The sequence below is a fragment of the Lolliginicoccus lacisalsi genome (assembly GCF_014841105.1).
GTDB lineage: Bacteria > Actinomycetota > Actinomycetes > Mycobacteriales > Mycobacteriaceae > Lolliginicoccus > Lolliginicoccus lacisalsi.
The window spans coordinates 159,557-177,420 of the sequence record NZ_JACYWE010000009.1; the positions used below are offsets into that span (position 1 = coordinate 159,557).

At 68.2% G+C, this 17,864-nt stretch carries 18 protein-coding genes; 6 read left to right on the plus strand and 12 right to left on the minus strand.

Features of this window, described 5'->3' with window-relative positions; translation table 11 throughout:
• The first annotated feature begins 279 nt into the window (after nucleotides 1-279).
• Together HT102_RS14340 and HT102_RS14345 are read left to right on the plus strand one after the other, a co-directional pair.
• Entirely contained in the window at nucleotides 280-636 is a 357-nt protein-coding gene (locus HT102_RS14340; RefSeq protein WP_192040115.1) for an ArsR/SmtB family transcription factor, read from the plus strand.
• 25 nt (nucleotides 637-661) lie between these two features.
• Complete coding sequence (locus HT102_RS14345) at nucleotides 662-1,648, plus strand: SRPBCC family protein (RefSeq protein WP_192040116.1); 987 nt, start codon at nucleotides 662-664, stop codon at nucleotides 1,646-1,648.
• 92 nt (nucleotides 1,649-1,740) lie between these two features.
• Here the strand turns inward: HT102_RS14345 and HT102_RS14350 are convergent, their stop codons facing one another.
• The 7 genes from HT102_RS14350 to HT102_RS14380 all read right to left on the minus strand — a co-directional run bounded on the left by HT102_RS14350 (nucleotide 1,741) and on the right by HT102_RS14380 (nucleotide 6,706).
• Entirely contained in the window at nucleotides 1,741-2,292 is a 552-nt protein-coding gene (locus HT102_RS14350) for a YceI family protein (RefSeq protein WP_192040117.1), read from the minus strand.
• A 310-nt stretch (nucleotides 2,293-2,602) separates the two neighbouring features.
• Entirely contained in the window at nucleotides 2,603-3,502 is a 900-nt protein-coding gene (locus HT102_RS14355; RefSeq protein ID WP_192040118.1) for an adenylate/guanylate cyclase domain-containing protein, read from the minus strand.
• Between the two features lie 56 nt (nucleotides 3,503-3,558).
• Entirely contained in the window at nucleotides 3,559-4,131 is a 573-nt protein-coding gene (locus tag HT102_RS14360; RefSeq protein WP_192040119.1) for a YceI family protein, read from the minus strand.
• 69 nt (nucleotides 4,132-4,200) lie between these two features.
• The gene (locus HT102_RS14365) at nucleotides 4,201-4,644 is read right to left on the minus strand and encodes an SRPBCC family protein (protein WP_192040120.1); all 444 of its coding nucleotides are present in this window, start codon (nucleotides 4,642-4,644) and stop codon (nucleotides 4,201-4,203) included.
• A 26-nt stretch (nucleotides 4,645-4,670) separates the two neighbouring features.
• Nucleotides 4,671-4,976 carry a GNAT family N-acetyltransferase gene (locus HT102_RS14370; protein WP_192040121.1) on the minus strand — a complete coding sequence of 102 codons (306 nt, stop codon included), beginning with the start codon at nucleotides 4,974-4,976 and terminating at the stop codon, nucleotides 4,671-4,673.
• Between the two features lie 10 nt (nucleotides 4,977-4,986).
• Nucleotides 4,987-5,706 (minus strand): pirin family protein, encoded by a 720-nt coding sequence (locus HT102_RS14375; protein ID WP_192040122.1) that lies wholly within the window; start codon nucleotides 5,704-5,706, stop codon nucleotides 4,987-4,989.
• A 28-nt stretch (nucleotides 5,707-5,734) separates the two neighbouring features.
• Nucleotides 5,735-6,706, minus strand: coding sequence for a pirin family protein (locus tag HT102_RS14380; RefSeq protein ID WP_192040123.1), 972 nt, complete (start codon nucleotides 6,704-6,706; stop codon nucleotides 5,735-5,737).
• A 187-nt stretch (nucleotides 6,707-6,893) separates the two neighbouring features.
• On the opposite strand from HT102_RS14380, the gene HT102_RS14385 reads away from it, so the two are divergent.
• Nucleotides 6,894-8,966 carry a fatty acid desaturase gene (locus tag HT102_RS14385; RefSeq protein ID WP_192040124.1) on the plus strand — a complete coding sequence of 691 codons (2,073 nt, stop codon included), beginning with the start codon at nucleotides 6,894-6,896 and terminating at the stop codon, nucleotides 8,964-8,966.
• A gap of 64 nt (nucleotides 8,967-9,030) precedes the next feature.
• On the opposite strand, the gene wrbA is transcribed toward HT102_RS14385, so the two are convergent.
• Nucleotides 9,031-9,627, minus strand: coding sequence for an NAD(P)H:quinone oxidoreductase (wrbA, locus tag HT102_RS14390; protein ID WP_192040125.1), 597 nt, complete (start codon nucleotides 9,625-9,627; stop codon nucleotides 9,031-9,033).
• A 99-nt stretch (nucleotides 9,628-9,726) separates the two neighbouring features.
• Here wrbA and HT102_RS14395 point away from each other — a divergent pair, with 99 nt between their 5' ends.
• Complete coding sequence (locus tag HT102_RS14395; RefSeq protein ID WP_192040126.1) at nucleotides 9,727-10,185, plus strand: carboxymuconolactone decarboxylase family protein; 459 nt, start codon at nucleotides 9,727-9,729, stop codon at nucleotides 10,183-10,185.
• Here the strand turns inward: HT102_RS14395 and HT102_RS14400 are convergent.
• Together HT102_RS14400 and HT102_RS14405 are read right to left on the minus strand one after the other, a co-directional pair.
• Nucleotides 10,174-11,019: an LLM class flavin-dependent oxidoreductase gene (locus tag HT102_RS14400; RefSeq protein WP_192040127.1), complete on the minus strand. Its 846-nt coding sequence runs from the start codon at nucleotides 11,017-11,019 to the stop codon at nucleotides 10,174-10,176. The genes HT102_RS14395 and HT102_RS14400 overlap by 12 nt on opposite strands.
• 121 nt (nucleotides 11,020-11,140) lie before the next feature.
• Nucleotides 11,141-11,749, minus strand: a complete 609-nt coding sequence (locus HT102_RS14405) for a lytic transglycosylase domain-containing protein (RefSeq protein ID WP_192040128.1) — start codon at nucleotides 11,747-11,749, stop codon at nucleotides 11,141-11,143.
• Between the two features lie 241 nt (nucleotides 11,750-11,990).
• Here HT102_RS14405 and HT102_RS14410 point away from each other — a divergent pair, with 241 nt between their 5' ends.
• The gene (locus tag HT102_RS14410) at nucleotides 11,991-13,724 is read left to right on the plus strand and encodes an ABC transporter ATP-binding protein (RefSeq protein WP_192040129.1); all 1,734 of its coding nucleotides are present in this window, start codon (nucleotides 11,991-11,993) and stop codon (nucleotides 13,722-13,724) included.
• Nucleotides 13,721-15,661, plus strand: coding sequence for an ABC transporter ATP-binding protein (locus HT102_RS14415; RefSeq protein WP_192040130.1), 1,941 nt, complete (start codon nucleotides 13,721-13,723; stop codon nucleotides 15,659-15,661). The genes HT102_RS14410 and HT102_RS14415 overlap by 4 nt, the downstream gene beginning before the upstream one ends.
• Nucleotides 15,662-15,828: 167 nt before the next feature.
• Here the strand turns inward: HT102_RS14415 and HT102_RS14420 are convergent, their stop codons facing one another.
• Together HT102_RS14420 and HT102_RS14425 are read right to left on the minus strand one after the other, a co-directional pair.
• Nucleotides 15,829-17,319, minus strand: a complete 1,491-nt coding sequence (locus HT102_RS14420) for an SDR family oxidoreductase (RefSeq protein ID WP_192040131.1) — start codon at nucleotides 17,317-17,319, stop codon at nucleotides 15,829-15,831.
• A 54-nt stretch (nucleotides 17,320-17,373) separates the two neighbouring features.
• Nucleotides 17,374-17,769 carry a TM2 domain-containing protein gene (locus HT102_RS14425; protein WP_192040161.1) on the minus strand — a complete coding sequence of 132 codons (396 nt, stop codon included), beginning with the start codon at nucleotides 17,767-17,769 and terminating at the stop codon, nucleotides 17,374-17,376.
• Nucleotides 17,770-17,864 lie beyond the last annotated feature (95 nt).

Sequence of the window (17,864 nt, forward strand, 5' to 3'; positions counted from 1 at the left end):
CGGCGAGAGCGACGCCAAGGCCGCCGGTCACGAGCATCGCCAGCACGGTCGCCGCGCGAGCGAGCGCGGGCCACGGCGGCATCGCTGGCAGCGCGCGCGGCAGCGGGATCGGGCGGGCGCGCCTCGGCTGCGTCATGGCGTTGACCGTACCTGTGGACGGCTCGCGTTCCTCTGGCGCCTTATGGCGATCACTGCTTGCCCATCGGCGCGCCAGCGCGCGGCCGCCCCATTGCTACGGGGGCCTTGCCAAATCCCGGCCGCGGAGTAACATACAACCGTATGGTTGTACATACGAGCGCGGGAGCCGCCGAGCTATCCGACGACGAGGTCGACCGGATCTTCCGGGCCCTCGCCGATGCGACGCGCCGCGACATCCTGCGCCGGACGCTGGCCGGAGAGGCCACGGTGTCGGAACTCGCTGCGGCGTACGACATGTCGTTTGCCGCGGTGCAGAAGCACGTCGCCGTGCTGGAAGGAGCTGGGCTCGTGACCAAGCACCCGAAAGGCCGCGAGCGGCAAGTCCGCGGCAACCCCGAGGCAATCCGGCGGGCGCAGGTGCTGCTCGGCCGCTACGAACAAATCTGGCGTGGCCGCATCGAGCGACTCGACGCGCTCCTCGCCGAGGACATCGACTGATCCAGTGGAATCGAAAGGCAACGCCATGCCCATCACAACTGTCGACCGCGACACGGAAGCTCTCACGATGACCATCGTCGCCGACTTCGCCGCCCCGCTGGAGCGCCTGTGGGACGCCTACACCGACCCGCGGCAGATCGAGCGATTCTGGGGACCGCCGAGCTATCCAGCGCAATTCACCCGCCACGATGCCGCGCCCGGCGGCCGGTCGGTGTACACGATGACCGGGCCTGAAGGGGAGGTCTACCACGGCTTGTGGGAATGGCAATCCGTCCAGCCCCGGCACTTCTTCGAAGTGAACGACCGATTCGCCCACGCCGACGGCACCCCGAACAGTGAGTTGCCGACCGTGCGCATGCGATTCACGTTCGAAGGCACCGATGAAGGATCGCGGGTCACCACGGTGAGCTACTTCCACTCCCTCGACGAGCTCGAGAAGCTCCTCGAAATGGGCATGGACGAAGGCATGACGGAAGCGATGGGCCAGGTCGACGCGGTCCTCGCCGATCTCTCCTCGTTCGCGGCTGGCCGCGCGACCGGCACGGAGATCCTCAGCGACACGAAGGTGCGTATCAGCAGGGTCATCCGCGGCCCGATCGAGGACGTGTGGCGCGCTCACACCGAGGCGGGCCTCGTGCGCAAGTGGATGCTGGGCCCCGATGGCTGGACCATGCCCGTCTGCGAGGTCGCCATCAACGTCGGACAGCGCTACCGGTACGAATGGGAAGAGGCCGGGAATGGCGGGAACAGGTTCGGATTCGAGGGCGAGCTGCTCGAGGCGGCGGCCCCGTACCGCATGGTGACCACCGAGCGGATGATCGGAGCGCCCGGGGACGGCACGGTCAACGAGATGACCCTCGCGACGGTGCAGGGTGGCACGCTGATGACGCTGGTCATCACCTATCCGAGCGTGGAACTGCGAGACATGATCCTGGGCACCGGCATGGCCGATGGCATGGAGGCCAGCTACCGGCGGCTCGAGCGCGAGGTGCTCGCGACGGCGGTCGCGTGACGGTGTCATCCGCGCATCCCGCCTAGCGAGAAGCGCTGGTCCCGCGCGCCGGGGTGGTGGCGCGCGGGACCAGGCGGGGTAGCGGGGGCGTGCTACTGCTTGACTGCCTCGATGTCGAGGGTGATGGTGACCTTGTCGCCCACCACGGCGCCGCCGTTCTCGAGCGGGGCGTCGAAGTTGACGTTGAAGTCCTTGCGGTTGATGGTGGTGCTGGCCTCGAAGCCAGCCACCTCGCCCTGCCCCATGCCGGGGTTGACGCCGTTGAACTCGACGGCGAGGCTGACAGGCTTGGTCACGCCGCGAAGGGTGAAGTTGCCGTCGAGATAGAGGTCATCGCCGTCGGCGCGCAGCCCCGTGGAGGCGAAGGTAGCGGTGGGGTTATTGGCGGAGTCGAAGAAGTCCGCGGTGGCGAGGTGCTCGTCGCGCTGCTTGTTCTTGGTGGTGACGGACGCGACCGCGATGTGCGCGGTGACGGCGGGGGTGCCGTCCTCGGCGACGTCGAGCTGGCCCGAGAACTCCGTGAACTCGCCGCGGACCTTGCTGACCATGAGGTGGCGGACGCTGAAGGACACGGTGGAGTGGACGGGGTCGATGGTCCAGGTTCCGGTATTGAGGCGGGGCAGGGTGGTGACGGCGGTGGTCATGGTGGCTCCTTGCAAGTGTTGAATCGACACAAGTAGTTGCGCGTGCAACTAAAACTAGTTAAGCATTCAACTAGGAATGTGTCGAGCGATGGTGACAGGGGTCACACTCGTGGACCGCTGGGCGCTAGGAGTGCCGCTGGCGGCTGGCGCGTCGGTGGCTGGCGCGGCGGTCTTGCCGGCACCGCCTCGGCGGCGCGGTCAAACGCACCTGGAATCGCTAAACGCGATAGAAAATCACCTGGGTTTCCCGCCGCTTCTATCGCGTTTGCATCAGATGAGGCCGCCCACCCAGCCGCGGCCGCCGAGCGAGCTAGCCGCCGAGCAGCACCGTGTACGAGATCGAATCAGCACCGTGATCGGCATCCTGCGCGCCCAGGCTGATCTGCCCGCTTCCGAGCAGCGGGCACTCGTCACGCCGCAGATGCACCCGGGCTCCCTCGTGGGTCACGACGAAGGTGCCGTTGGTGCTCTGGTCCTCGAGCACGAACGCGCCGCGCCGGTACTCGATCCGCGCATGCTTGCGCGAGACCAGTGGAAGGTCCACCACTAGGTCGCTGTCCTGCCCGCGGCCGAGCAGGAAGGGCGTGTCACGCTCGGACACGCGGGCGCCCCGTCCATGGAACAGCAGTTGCAGCACCTTGCCGGGCTCGCCGGAGGCGGATCGGCCCAGGCTGACGATTCGGGTCGCATCGGTGTCGTCGTCCCACAGCACCTGGTAGATGTCGAGGGGCTCCTTCTTGCCCTTCACCGTGGCGCGATCCACGAGCCGCACGCGCACGGGCGTCCCTCTGGGCAGCAGGGCAACGCTGGCGCCGGACATGACTATCTGGTCGGCTCGCGCGAGCGCCACCATGCGCGCGGCGACATTGACGGCATCGCCGAACACATCACCGTCATCGCGGACGATCGCCTGGCCGAAGTGGAGGCCGACCCGGACGTGCAGCCGTGGCCCGGTGGGCAAGGGGGCGCGCATAGCTTCCTCGATGGCGATCGCGCCCTGCGCAGCGTCGGCGACGCTGCCGAACCGGGCCATGATCTCGTCGCCGATGGTCTTGATCACGATGCCCCCGTGTCGGCCCCCCGCGCGCGCCATGCGCTCGACGGCCTCGGCAATCACGGCGCTCGCTGCGACATCGCCGAGTGACTCGTACAGCTCGGTGCTGCCGCTCACGTCGGCGAACATCACGGCCAGCGCGTCAGGCTCGTCCATTCAGCACCTCTCACGCGGGGAAGCGGGCAGCGCGACCAGGAGCGGTCTCCGGGCCATTATCGCGCTCCGTCCGGCTCGAGTGGCCCCTGGATGGCGATCGTCACCTCGTCGGCGAGCCGCAGCGCGCCGAGGAATGCCGAGAAGGGCGTGATTCCCCAGCGGGACTGGCGGATCCCGGCGCTCACCTCGACCTGGCCGGACGCCTCGATCGTGCCGGTGAGCGCGACGGGCCGCGAGACCCCCAGCAGGGCGAGGTCCCCTTCCACCTGGAGGGAGTTGCCGTCGACGGCTACCGAGGTCGAGGTGAAGGTGGCGGTGGGGAAGGAGTGGGGCTTGAGCACCCCGCGCATGTTCTTCTCGGTGGTGCGCCGGTCCGAGGCGGACATCGGCTTGACGCCGCCCGTGGCCTGCGTGATAGCGAGCGAGCCTGTCTGGATGGTCGCGGCGATCGTGGCATCGCCCGGACCGCTCGGCGGCACGGTGACCCGCGCGGACCATTGAGCGGCATTGATGACCAGATCGTGGCCCACGCGCGCGCCCACTCCTGCCCGGGAGGTCCGCACCGCCAACTGGTCGGAGCCGTGGCCCGGGTTCTCAGGGCCAAGGAGGTATTCACCCGCTGCGAGCATGGTGTCCACCGTAGTCCGCCGCGATGCCTCGCGGGCGATCGGCGCTCAAGTATGCGGTCCGAAGATCGCCTAGTGCTCGCCGTCCTCGAGGATTGCCTTGAGCAGGTGCAGGTCTTTGCTGCCAGCGCGTCGCAGCGCGGCGGCGATCATGGGCCGGGCGAGCCGCGAGAGCTTGGCGGGCCCGCCCTCGTTGGTGAGCTCCATGCGCGTGGCACCCTCGCCCGCGTCCGCCCAGGCGTAGGTGGTCCGCATGGGGAACGGCCCCTCGCTGACCTGCATGACGAGGCGCTCGCCGGGCACATATTCCGCTACCTCATAGGTGTACTCGAGCACGCGCCCGACGAACTCGGCCCGGAAAGCGAGGCGGCTCCCCACCGCGAGGGGCGGCGAGGTCAGCCACTCCACCGAGGAGATGTTCTCGTACCAGGTGGTTGCCCTGTCAGGGTTAGCGGCGAAGCGCGCGACATCAGCGCGGGGGCGATCGATGACGATCGACGTGGTGACCGAGACCATGCTGGTGATGCTAGAGGCCGGTGCTCCTACAGGTCGAACTCGGCCCGGCGATCCTCGGGAACCATCGCCACGTAGTCGGCATGCTTGGTGAGGAATTTCCGGACTGCCGGGCAGTACGGAAGGATCTCGAGCCCCTCGCCCCGGGTGGCATCGAGCGCCTCTTGGATGACCTGCATCGCGAGGCCCTGGCCGCCGAACTTGTCGGCGATCTCGGTGTGGATGAAGGCGCGGTTGCCGCCGCGCGGGCGGTACTCGGTGAACCCGGCGCGCTCGTCATCGACCCAGATCTCGAACCGGGTCTGCTCGGTGTTGTGCTTGACCTCGATTGCCATGGGTTTCCTTTCAGAAGTGGGCGTACATCTCCCAGATGAGTATTTCGGATTCGCTGGCTGCTGTCAGCGCTTGGCCGCCGCCGCTGGTGATGCGCACGGAATCGCCGGCCGCGAGGGTGTCGTCGCCCAGTGACGCGGTTCCCTTCGCGAGGTACACGTGCACGAATGGCGCGCTCGGTACCGTGATCGATGCGCCTTCCGGGAGCCGCGCGGCGTAGAGGGCCGCGTACTTGTTGGCCAGGCCGAGGCCGGGATCATCGGCATGCTTGGGCAGGCCGGAGGCCACGACGAACAGATCGCCGGAAGCGAGCTTGCTGGTGAAGTCGGCCTGCTCGTAGCTCGGGGGCAGGCCGTTGGTGTCGGGAGCGGCCCACATCTGCACCACGTGGATGTCCTCGCCCTCGCGCGACAGGCTTCGCTCGGCATGGCTGATGCCGCTGCCGGCGGTCATGCGCTGCGCCGATCCGGCGGGGATGCGCAGGGTGTTGCCGGTGGAGTCCTCGTGCACGACCTCGCCCGACATGACCCAGGTGATGATCTCCATGTCCTTGTGCTGGTGGCGGTCGAAGCTGCCGCCGGGAGCCATGATGTCGTCGTTGTTGACGAGCAGCACGCCGTGGCCGCCGCGGTGCAGGTCGAAGTTGCCCGCGAACGGGAACGAATGCCTGCTCGTGAGCCACTCCATGCGGATGGTGGTGCGGTCGTCGGCACGCTTGATGACGGTGTCCATCGGATTCCTCCCGGGCGCGGGGCCCTCGTCAGCGTCCCCGGTAGGGGCGGATGCCATCGGCAGGGATGTGCCCGAACGCGCCGGACTGGAAGTCCTCGAGCGCCTCGATGATCTCCTGCTTGGTGTTCATCACGAACGGGCCGTACTGGAAGACGGGCTCGCGGATCGGTTGGCCGCCGAGCAGCAGCACCTCGAGCGCGGGACGGTTGCTGTCCTGCGCATACGCTGCCGAGACGGTGATGCGATCACCAGCGCCGAGGACGGCGAGCTGGCCCTGGCGGATGGGGCGGCCCTCCGCGCCGACGGTGCCCCGTCCGGACAGCACGTAGACCAGGGCGTTGAACGCGGGGTTCCACGGCGTGGAGAGCTGCGCTCCGGGCTGGATGGTGGCGTGGGCGAGGGTGATCGGCGTGTAGGTCGCGCCGGGGCCGCGGTGCCCGTCGAGGTCGCCGGCGATGACGCGCACGAGGGCGCCGCCGTCTGCGGAGGCGAGGAGGGTGACCTGCTCGCCCTCGAGGTTCTGGTACTTCGGGGCGAGGAACTTGTCCTTGCGGGGCAGGTTCACCCACAGCTGGACGCCGTGGAACAGTCCGCCGGAGTCGACGAGCTCGGCGGGCGGGGTCTCGATGTGGAGCACGCCCGAGCCGGCGGTCATCCATTGGGTGGCGCCGTTCTCGATGAGGCCGCCCCCGCCGTGCGAGTCCTGGTGCTGGAACCGGCCGTCGATCATGTAGGTGACCGTCTCGAAGCCGCGGTGGGGATGCCAGTCGGTGCCGCGTGGCTCGCCTGGCGCATAGTCGACCTCGCCCATCTGGTCCATATGGATGAAGGGGTCGAGCGCGGCGGCGGGCACTCCGGCGAAGGCGCGGGTGACCGGGAAGCCCTCGCCCTCGAAGCCACGCGGACCGCTGGTGACGGAGGCGACGGCGCGCTCGGACTCCGGGGCGGTGGCGGCGTGGATGCGGGGGAGGGTGAGCGTGTTGGCGGTGACGGCAGGCATTGGGTGCTCCTCTCGTGGCTCTCGAACCGTATAACTAGTTGATGATTCAACATATTCCGGGAGTCCTGCACGGTGTTGGCGCTCAACCGGTTGCCACAATCCGTCCGTGCGCCGATCCTGGGGTTTGGTACGTTTCGCACTATCGGCGAGGCATAGCACCCCGCGCCCCACAAGATCGGAGCCTCCCATGAGCAGCTTGGCGCCCCCCGGAGCCAGTGGATCAGCGACGCCCTCCCAGCCGGAGGTCCCCGCGCCCCGCCACGGCGTGCCAGATCCAGGCATCCCCCTGCCCGTGATCGCCGTGCCCACGGTGATGCTGTGGGTAGCGGGCATCGGTTGGTGGGCATTCGTCGCGTGGCTCCTGCTCGGGGCCGGGGTGAGCGCCTGGATCACCATTCCGCTCCATGCGGTCGTCAACTTCACCATGTTCACCGTGCTCCACGATGCCACGCACCACGCCGTGAGCCGCCACACCTGGGTCAACGAGGTGTTCGGCCGACTGTCGGTCCCGTTCGTGGCCAGCTACGCCTCGTTCCCCTTGATCCGCTATATCCACATCGAGCATCACCGCAACACCAACGAGCCGATGACGGAGGATCCGGACGCTTGGACCAGCCACGGCCCGTGGTGGCAGCTTCCGTTCCGCTGGGCCACGATCGACGTCTGGTATGTGTTGTTCTACCTCCCGCGAGCCTTCCACTGGAAGGGAATCGTCGACAAGGATGAGCGCCCGATCATCCGTCGCCCCCGCACCGAGGTCGCCGAATCGGTATTCATGATCGCGCTGTCGGCCGTGGTCTACGGCGCGCTGATCGTCTCGGGGCTCGGCTGGTACCTGCTTGTCATGTACATCATCCCGCAGCGCCTCGCGCTGACCGCCCTCGCCTGGTGGTTCGACTGGCTGCCCCACCACGGGCTCGAGGCGACGCACAAGCAGAACCGCTACCGCGCCACCCGCGTCCGCGTCGGCATGGAATGGTTGCTCACCCCGGCGCTGCTCTACCAGAACTATCACCTCGTGCACCACTTGCATCCGGCCATCCCGTTCTATCGCTACATCACCGCGTGGAGGCGTAACGAGGACGGCTACCTCGATGCGGATGTCGCGATCACCAAGACCTTCGGCACGGAGCTCACGCCCGACGAGTATCGCGCCTGGCGGCATATCACCCACAACCTCAAGGAAGGATCCGCGTCGCGGGCGGAGTTCCGCCCGATCGCCGTTCGCGAGGTCCAGCCGCTGACCGACGATTCCGTGGCGCTGACGCTGGACATCCCCGAGGACGCCAAGGATGAGTTCGCGTTCGTTCCTGGCCAGCACCTCACCCTTGAGGTGACCGTGGACGGGGAGCGGCACCGCCGCACCTACTCGATCTGCTCCTCCGTGGACTCAGGACGCGTGCGCATCGCCGTCAAGCGCATTCCCGGGGGCGCTGTATCGCACCATCTGGTCTCGAGCGCCCGCCGCGGCGATGTCCTCGACGTCCTGCCTCCGTCGGGCCGCTTCACCCTCGACCATGCCCCATCGGCCACGGCAAGCCACTACGTTGCCATCGCTGCGGGCAGCGGCATCACCCCCATCCTCGCGATGCTCACCACCACCCTCGAGCGCGACGAGAATGCCCGGTTCACCCTTCTCTATAGCAACAAGTCCCGCGCGCAGACGATGTTCGCCGACGAGCTCACGACGCTCGCCGAGAAGTTCGAGGGCCGGCTCCGGATCGTGCACTTCCTGACCAGCGGCAAGGAGCCCGCGCTCGACGGCGAGCTCGAGACCGTACGGATGCGCCGATTGGAGGCCCGCGAGATCACGGAATGCGCCGGGCCGGGGAGCGAAACCGTCGATGGGTGGTTCCTGTGCGGGCCGCAGGACATGATCGACCGCGCCACCGAGGAGCTCAAGGACGAGGGCATCGATCGCGCCGCGATCCACTCGGAGCTGTGCTTCGCCACGGCCCCGCCACCGTCCGCCATGCATGGCGTGGTGGCCTCGGTGACCGCGCAGATCGACGGGGAGCTCTACAACGGCGTGAGCTCGGGGCCGGAGACGGTTCTCGATACCGTGCTGCAGACCGGCGGCGATGCTCCCTACGCCTGCATGGGCGGGGCCTGCGGGACGTGCCGTGCAAAGCTGCTTGACGGCGAGGTGGAGATGGACATCCGCTATGCGCTCACCGACGACGAGGTGGAGGAGGGCTACATCCTGACGTGCCAGGCGCGGCCCACCACGCACCAGGTCGAGGTCGACTACGACCAGTGACCGGAGAGCGCCCGAGGCTGGCCCGCAGCGACGGTGATGCGGGCCAGCCCCGGGTGGGCCGGGACTATCCGGCGAGCTTGCCGCCGATCTCGACGACGCGGGTCGCGAGGTGCTCGAGCGCTGCGGTGACCTCGTTGCTGAGCTCGTTGGTGTTATCCGGCCCCGTGATGTGGCTGGCGCCGTAGGGGTTGCCGTCGGCGAACTTCAGGGGGTCGGTGTACCCGGGGGCGACGATGATGCCGCCGAAGTGCATGATCGTGGTGTAGAGGCTCAGCAGGGTTGCTTCCTGGCCGCCGTGCGTGGTCTGGCTCGACGTGAAGCCGGCATAGACCTTGTTGGCGAGCTTGCCCTGGGCCCAGAGCCCGCCGAGGCTGTCGATGAAGGACTGGAACTGCCCCGTGACGTTGCCGAAGCGGGTGGGGGAGCCGAATATGACGGCGTCGGCCCATTCGATGTCGGCTCCGCTCGCGGCGGGCAGGTCCTTGGTGGCCTCGTGGTTGGCCGTCCATGCGGGGTTCTGCGCGAACGCGGCGGGGTCCACGGTCTCGGCGATATGCCGGACGCGGACCTCGGCGCCTGCGTTCTCGGCCGCTTTGGCGGTGATGGTGGCCATGGTGGTGCCGTGGCCGGTGGCGGAGTAGTAGATGACGGCGAGCTTCATGAATCCTCCGTGGTTGTGGTGCGCGTCACAGCATGCTGCGATGAAGCCGAGTGTAGTGCCAATAAAATTGACCCGTCAACCAGTTGGAGGAAGCTCGCCATGGATCGCCCCCTGCTCGACAAGCAGCATCCCGAGATCTTCAAGGCCTACGTCGCCGCCGCCCGTGCCGTGCGCACCGCCGCCAAGGAGGCCGGGCTCGACCGAAAGCTCATCGAGCTCATCAATCTCCGTGCCTCCCAGATCAATGGCTGCGCCTACTGCCTCGACGTGCATGCGCGCGCCGCCCTCGACAACGGCGAGGACCCGCGCCGCATCACCGTCCTGCCCGCGTGGCGCGAGGCAGGCGTCTTCACGCCGGGCGAGCGGGCCGCGCTCGCGCTCGCCGAGGCCGTCACCAGCATCCAGGACGAGTCCCGCCGCGACGCCGCTTTCGCCGCGGCCGCCGAGCACTACACCGAGGCCCAGGTCTCCGTGCTCAACTGGACGTTGATCACGATCAACGCGTTCAACCGGGTATCGATCCTCAGCGAGCACCGCGTCACGATCTCAGCCCAGTGACGACCGCACGCGCGGGATGACCTCCTCGGCGAGCCAGCGCAGCCTCACCGAGGGGCCATCGGGCCCATCGACGCCCAGCACGATCGTGTCCATCCGATGGTTCGCGATCAGGTCGCACAGCAGGTCCACGTACTCCTGCAGCTCGAGATCGCCCCCCACGTTGTAGATCCTCCGGATGCCAGCGGGATCGCGGCCGACCGAAGCGGCAGCGTCGTCGATGCGCGCGTGCCGCTCCGCGAGCGACTCGGGCGGAGCGAAACCGAGCGACGCCACCCAGCCATCCGCGTGCGTGCCCACCAGCCGCAGGGCGCGCGGCCCCAGCACGCCCAGCCAGATCCCCATCGCGTGCGCGGGCGCCGGACCGGGCTTGGCTCCTGCGAGGTGATAGTGCTCGCCCGCGTACCGCGCCGAGCCATCGGGCGACCACATCAGCCGGATCACCTCGATCGCCTCCCGCAGCGCCGCCAGGGCGTCACCGGGCGCGCGGCGCTCGGCCCCGTACGCCTCGATGGCCTCCCAGAAGCCGCCCGCGCCCAGGCCAAGCTCGCACCGCCCGCCGCTGAGGACATCCAGCGACGCCGCTGCCTTTGCCAGCATGGCGGGCGGGCGGAGCGGCAGGTTCGCCACATCCGGGAACAGGCTGATCCGGTCCGTGCGCGCGGCCAGGAAGCTCAGCAACGTCCAGGTGTCGTGGAACCGGCGCTGATAGGGATGATCCTGGATGCCGATCAGATCCAGGCCGAGCTGTTCCGCGAGCCGAGCGGTCGCGACGAGGCCGGTGTCGTTCGCGCTCGGCGTGAGGAAGCATCCGAAGCGAGGCTGTTGCTGGTGCATGCTTGTCTCCTGCACGGGGTGGGGCGAGTGCTGCGATGCTGCTCGCGACGAGGAGCGCCCAGCCGGGTCGGGTCCGGCTGGGCGCTGACGCAGGGGAGGGAGCCACGGCGATCGAGGGTCGCTAGAAGGGCAGTCCCGCGAGCGAGCCGAAGTCCAGGCCGGCCTGGTGCAGCGGGCTGGCGCCACCATCAAGGTAGCGGTAGCGCGGCTCGAGCGCCTTGATCTTGGCGACGTAGGGCTGGGTCTGGGTGCTGTATTCGCCGCCGGATGGCATCCCGCCAGCGCGCTGGACGGCGCCGAGCCCGGCATTGTAGGCGGCGAGGGCGAGGTCGAGGGCGTACCCGCGCATGGTGCCATTGCGCACGCCCGCGGAGGTCTGTCCGTAGAGGTGGCACATGAAGCGGCCCTGCGCCATGACGGCGTCGGGGATGCTGTAGGGGTCGGAGGTGCCGCTGCCGTCGCCGTCGGTGCGCCAGATCGCCCACGTGCCCGGCATGAACTGGGCGGGTCCCATGGCGCCGGAGCGGCTGACGGCGTCGGTGCGGAAGTCGCTCTCCGCCTGGATCTGGGCGGCGAGGAGGCTGGCGCTGATGCCGGAGCATTGGGCGGCGGAGCGCTGGAGCCAGGGCTCGAAGCTTGCTGGCGCGTTGGCGGATGCGGGGCTCGCGAGCGCGGCGGAGGCGGCGAGAGTGGCAACGGTGGCGCTGAGGCTTGCTGTGATTCTCTTCATGGCAGGGAGCAGCCTGACATGATGGATGCGACTCGGGATCGTTTTTGACACATTTTGATAACGGAGGATGTGGATTCTCCCGTTTTCAGCGAGCGCCTGGCGTCGGCTAGCCTGGCCACAAGTAGTGGAACTCTCAAATAGTGGACAGTGTGATGCTCGCTGCCCCAGCGGCGAACCCCGTGCCACGCGGGCGACACCGTGAAACAATCGCCGGTGCGGTACACGCCAGGAAGGAGCCGCCATGCTGATCGCCCTCCTGCGTACGTACCTGTCCCGCTACCGCCGCGCGATCGCTGGCATCATCGCCCTGCAGTTCCTCGGCGCTCTCGCCGCGCTCTTCCTCCCGAGCCTCAACGCCGACATCATCGACAATGGGGTCACCGAGGGTGACATCGCCTACATCATTCGCATCGGCGCCGTCATGCTGGGCGTCGCGCTCGTGCAGATCGTCGGCACGATCAGCGCCGTCTATCTCGCCGCTCGCACCGCTACCTCCTTTGGTGCCGACGTGCGCCGCGACGTCTTCCGGCGGGTCACCGGCTTCTCCGCCCGCGAGATGGGCACGTTCGGCGCGCCCTCGCTGATCACCCGCAACACCAATGACGTCCTGCAAGTGCAGACGCTCGTGCTGATGAGCTTCACGATGCTCGTCATCGCGCCCATCATGGCGGTCGGCGGCATCATCATGGCACTGCGCGAGGAACCGCGCCTGGCCTGGATCATCGCGGTCAGCGTGCCCGCGCTCGCCATCGCCATGGGTACCATCATCGCCCGCATGATCCCGGGATTCCGCGTGATGCAGTCCCGCATCGACGCGATCAACCAAGTGCTGCGCGAGCAGATCACCGGCGTGCGGGTGGTCCGCGCGTTCGTCCGCGAGCAATGGGAGTCCCGCCGCTTCGCCACCGCCAACGATGCCCTGACCAATACCGCGCTCGGTGTCGGGCGGCTCATGGCGCTCGCCTTTCCCATCGTCATGCTCATCATGAACATCACCTCGGTGGCAGTGATCTGGTTCGGTGGCATCGAGATCGACGAGGGGCGCATGCAAGTCGGCTCCCTGACCGCCATGCTCAGCTACCTGATCCTCATCCTCATGTCGATCATGATGGTCACCTTCATGGCTTCACAGGTGCCGCGAGCGGCCGTCAGCGCCGACCGCATCAGCGAGGTCCTGCGCACCGAGTCCACAATCGTCCGCTCGCCCGAGCCCCGCACCGACCAGCCCCACCCGGGCCGCATCGAGTTCCACGACGTCGCCTTCCAGCATCCCGGGGCGGAGCAGCCCGTGCTCGAGGGCATCACCTTCACCGTCGAGCCGGGCACCACGACCGCCATCATCGGCGCCACTGGATCCGGCAAGACCACCGTGCTGCAGCTCATCCCGCGGCTCATCGACGCGACCGAGGGCATCATCGAGGTCGGTGGCACGAACGCCCGCGAGCTCGAGCCCACAGCGCTGCGCGCGGGCATCGGCTACGTTCCCCAGCGGGCATTCCTGTTCTCCGGCACGATCGCCAGCAACCTGCGCTACGGTCGCGCCGACGCCACCGACGAGGAGCTGTGGGACGCGCTGGGGATCGCGCAGGCAGAGGATTTCGTGCGCGCGCTGCCGCAGCAGCTCGACAGCCCCGTCAGCCAGGGCGGCACCACATTCTCCGGCGGGCAGCGGCAACGCCTCGCCATCGCCCGGGCGCTGGTGCGCCAGCCTGGCATCTACTTGTTCGACGATTCGTTCTCCGCCCTCGATGTCGCCACCGACGCCCGCTTGCGCGCCGCGCTCGCCTCCCGCATCGCCCGAGCCGCCGTGGTGCTCGTGGGCCAGCGCATCGCCACGATCCGCGACGCGCACCAGATCATCGTCCTCGAAGCCGGGCGCATCGTCGGGATGGGCACCCACGAGCACCTGCTCGCGACGTGCGGGGAGTACCGGGAGACCGTCGAGTCCCAGATGGCCACGGAGGGAGCGCCATGACCCGGCCCGGACCCATGGGTGGCGCCGCTGACAGCCGGGGTAACCCCAACGCCAAAGCAATGAACTTCGGACCCTCCGCGCGCAGGCTGCTCGGCCTGCTCGCGCCGCAACGGCTCGCCCTCACCGTGATCATCGCGCTGATCGTGATGTCGGTCCTGCTCAACGCCGTGGGCCCGCGCATCCTTGGCCACGGCACCGACATCATCTTCAACGGGATCATCGGCAGGCAGTTGCCCGCCGGAACGACCCAGGCCCAAGCGGTGGAGCAACTGCGCCAGGCGGGGCAGGACACGTTCGCCGACATGGTCTCCGGCATGACCGTCACGCCGGGGCAAGGCATCGACTTCACTGCGCTCGGGCAAACCATGATCGTCGCGCTGCTCGTCTATCTCGTCGCCGCGATGTGCGCCTGGGGCGCGGCGTACCTGCTCAACACCGTGGTGCAGAACGTCATCCGCGGCCTGCGCGCCAGCATCGAGGGCAAGGTCCACCGCCTGCCGCTGGCCTACTTCGATCGCAATCAGCGCGGCGATACCCTCAGCCGCGTCACCAACGACATCGACAACCTCTCGCAGAGCCTGCAGCAGACGGTCAGCCAGATGCTCAACGCCCTGCTGACCGTTGTCGCGGTGCTCGGCATGATGCTGTGGATCTCGCCGCTGCTCGCCGGGATCGCGCTGCTCACCGTGCCGGCCTCGCTGCTCGTCGCCGCAGTGATCATGCGGCGCGCGCAACCGCACTTCGTGGGCCAATGGCGACACACTGGATCAGTCAACGCGCACGTCGAGGAATCCCACACCGGCCATGAGCTGCTGCTCGCCTACGGGCAGGAGGACAGCGCGCAGGCACGCTTCGACGAGCACAACGGCGAGCTGCAGCAATCCGCCTTCAAGGCGCAGTTCCTGTCCGGGCTGATCATGCCGCTGATCATGTTCCTCGGCAACATCAACTACGTGCTCGTCGCAGTCGTCGGCGGGATGCGCGTGGCCACCGGCTCGATGAGCCTCGGCGAGGTGCAGGCCTTCATCCAGTACTCGCGCCAGTTCACCCAGCCGCTCTCGCAGCTCGCCTCGATGGTCAACGTGCTGCAATCCGGGGTCGCGTCCGCGGAACGAGTCTTCGAGCTGCTCGATGAGGAGGAGGAGCCCGCCGACGAGTCGTCCGGCCCTGCGCGAACGGGCCCGGCCGGGGATGCACCGCGGGGCCGCGTCGAGTTCGATCACGTCTCCTTCCGCTACCACCCCGACCAGCCGCTGATCGAGGACTTGTCGCTGACCGTCGAGCCCGGGCACATGGTTGCCATCGTTGGCCCGACCGGGGCGGGCAAGACAACCCTGGTGAACCTCATCATGCGTTTCTACGACGTCACCGCAGGCTCGATCCGCATCGACGGCGTGGATATCCGCCGCATGACCCGCGCCGGGCTGCGCTCGCGCATCGGCATGGTCCTGCAGGACACCTGGCTGCTCGGCGGCAGCATCGCCGAGAACATCCGCTACGGCTCGGATACCGCAACCGAGGATGAGGTGCTCGAGGCAGCCCAGGAGTCGTATGTGGACCGATTCGTCCGCGCGCTGCCCGACGGCTACGACACCAATCTCGGCGAGGACACTGGCACGGTCAGCGTCGGCGAGCAGCAGCTCATCACCATCGCTCGCGCCTTCGCCTCCAAGCCGCAGATCCTCATCCTCGACGAGGCGACCAGTTCCGTCGATACCCGCACCGAGCTGCTCATCCAGCAAGCCATGAGCCGCTTGCGCGCCGATAGCACCGCGTTCGTCATCGCGCATCGGCTCTCCACCATCCGGGACGCGGACGTCATCCTGGTGATGGAGCAGGGGCGGATCGTCGAGCAGGGCACCCACGAGGAGTTGCTCGACGCGCAAGGGGCGTACCACCGCTTGTACAGCAGCCAGTTCGCCGGGGCCCAGACCTAGCGGGGCCAGTGCCGCCGCGGCGCCCGCTGGTGCCGCCGCGGCGCCCGCTGGTGCCGCCACCGACGCAAACGCGATAGAAGCCGCCGATGAACCAGCACAATTTCTATCGCGTTTGTCGATATCGGGTGCGTTTGGCGCAGTGAGGTCGCGCCGCCCGGGCCCGGCCGCTAGCTCGAGCGCTCGGCGGTCCGGGTCATGTTCTTCACCATGCCGCTAAAGATCACGCCGTGGAACGGCAGGATCGAATACCAGTAGAGCCGACCCACCAGCCCCTTGGGGAAGAACACGGCGCGCTGATCGAGCTGCGAACCGCTGCCGGAGGGGTGGACGCGCATCTCCAGCCAGGCGCCCCCGGGCACCTTCATCTCGGCGCGCAGTCGCAACAACCGGGGCGGCTCGATCTCCTCGACCCGCCACCAGTCCAGCGCCTCGCCCTTGTAGAGATGGCGTGCGTCGCGGCGCCCCCGGCGCAGGCCAACGCCACCGGCCAAGCGGTCCATCCAGCCGCGGATCGACCAGGCGAGGGGGAAGGAGTACCAGCCGTTCTCGCCGCCGATGCCCTCGACGACCTCCCACAGCTTCTCGGGCGGTGCCGCGCATTCCTGGCGGCGGATGTCGGTGTAGACGGTCTCGCCCGACCAGTCCGGGTCCGACGGCAGCTTGTCGGCGGGAGCGTCGGGGACCGAAGCGTTGGACCAGCGGGTCTCGACATCGCCGTCGTCGATGCGTTGCAGCGCGAGCTGCACGGCACGGCGGTAGGGGGTGAGGCCCTCGGCGGGCGGCGGCACGAATTCCTTGATGTCGCTCTCGTGGGCGATCGCTTCGCATTGCAGCGATTCGATCAGCGGCATCGCCAACGCCTTGGGCACCGGTGTCACCAGGTTGATCCAGTGCCCGGCGAGGCGCGGCGTGAGGACGGGCACGACGATCATGCGGCGGCGGGGGAGACCCGCGATCTCTCCGTAGGTCTGCATCATCTCCCCGTACTGCATCACGTCGGGACCACCGATGTCGAAGGTCCGGTTCTCGCCGGCAGCGGTGCGGAGGTCCGCGAGAGCGAGCAGGTAGTGCAAGGCATCGCGGACCGCGATCGGCTGGATGCGGTTCTTCACCCATTTCGGGGTGACCATGACCGGTAGGCGATCAGTGAGGTGGCGGATCATCTCGAAGGACGCGGACCCTGAGCCGATCACCACTCCGGCCTGCAGGACGATCGTGGGGACTGTGGACCCGAGCAGGATGTCGCCGACCTCGGCCCGGGAGCGCAAGTGGGGGGAGAGGTCGTTACCGCTGGGGTGCAGGCCGCCGAGGTAGATGATGCGCTGCACACCAGCGGCCTCGGCGGCGTGGACGAGATTGAGCGCGGACTGGCGCTCGGTGTCGGCGAAGCGCTTGTCGCCACCCATCGAGTGGACGAGGTAGTAGATGACATCGATGCCCTGGCAGGCCTCTTCGAGGCTGTGGATGTCAGTGAGGTCGCCCTGGACGATCTCGGCGTCTCGTGCCCACGGCACGTCGCGCAGCTTCCCGGGTGTGCGGGCGAGGACGCGCACGGCGTTTCCCTGCTCGATTAGTCGGGGCGCGAGGCGTCCGCCGATGTAGCCAGTGGCGCCGGTGACGAGGCATCGCGTGGTCTGTGCCGAGGGGGTGTCCGCCATGCATCCACGCTACCGCCAGGACGCGCGGGAGGAGTGCCGCGAGGCGGCTTTCCGCTATGGGCGCAACGGCCTGCCCGAGGCGTCGGTGCCGCCATTGACGAGGATGACGATGCCGTCGATGAGGCTCCATGCGTGGCCGAGCCCGCATGTGACGAGCGCGAGGACGAGCTGGAGGAGGCCGATCATGTAGTGGCCCGCGTACAGGCGCCCTGCGCCGGGGAGGATCAGATTGAGGACGCCGACGGCGAGGTTGCCGCGGCCGGAGTAGGCCTTGCCCGTCTCGGGGTCGTATCCGTGCGGGGCGCCTGGCGCGCCGAAGATCTGCGCGTAGTCGGAGATGGTGAGCGGCTGGGTGTCCGGTTGCTCGGCATCGTCGCTTCGGCCCGCCGCTCGAGCAGGGGGCTGCTCGGTGCGGCGCGCGCGGTGCGGACGTGGTGGTTGCTCGGTCACGAGGACTAAAGCTACGACACGCAGTACGCGGTTTGCACCCTTTGGTGACAAACCCCACGCCACGGCGCGAATAGCTGTGACGTGGGATCGGAAAT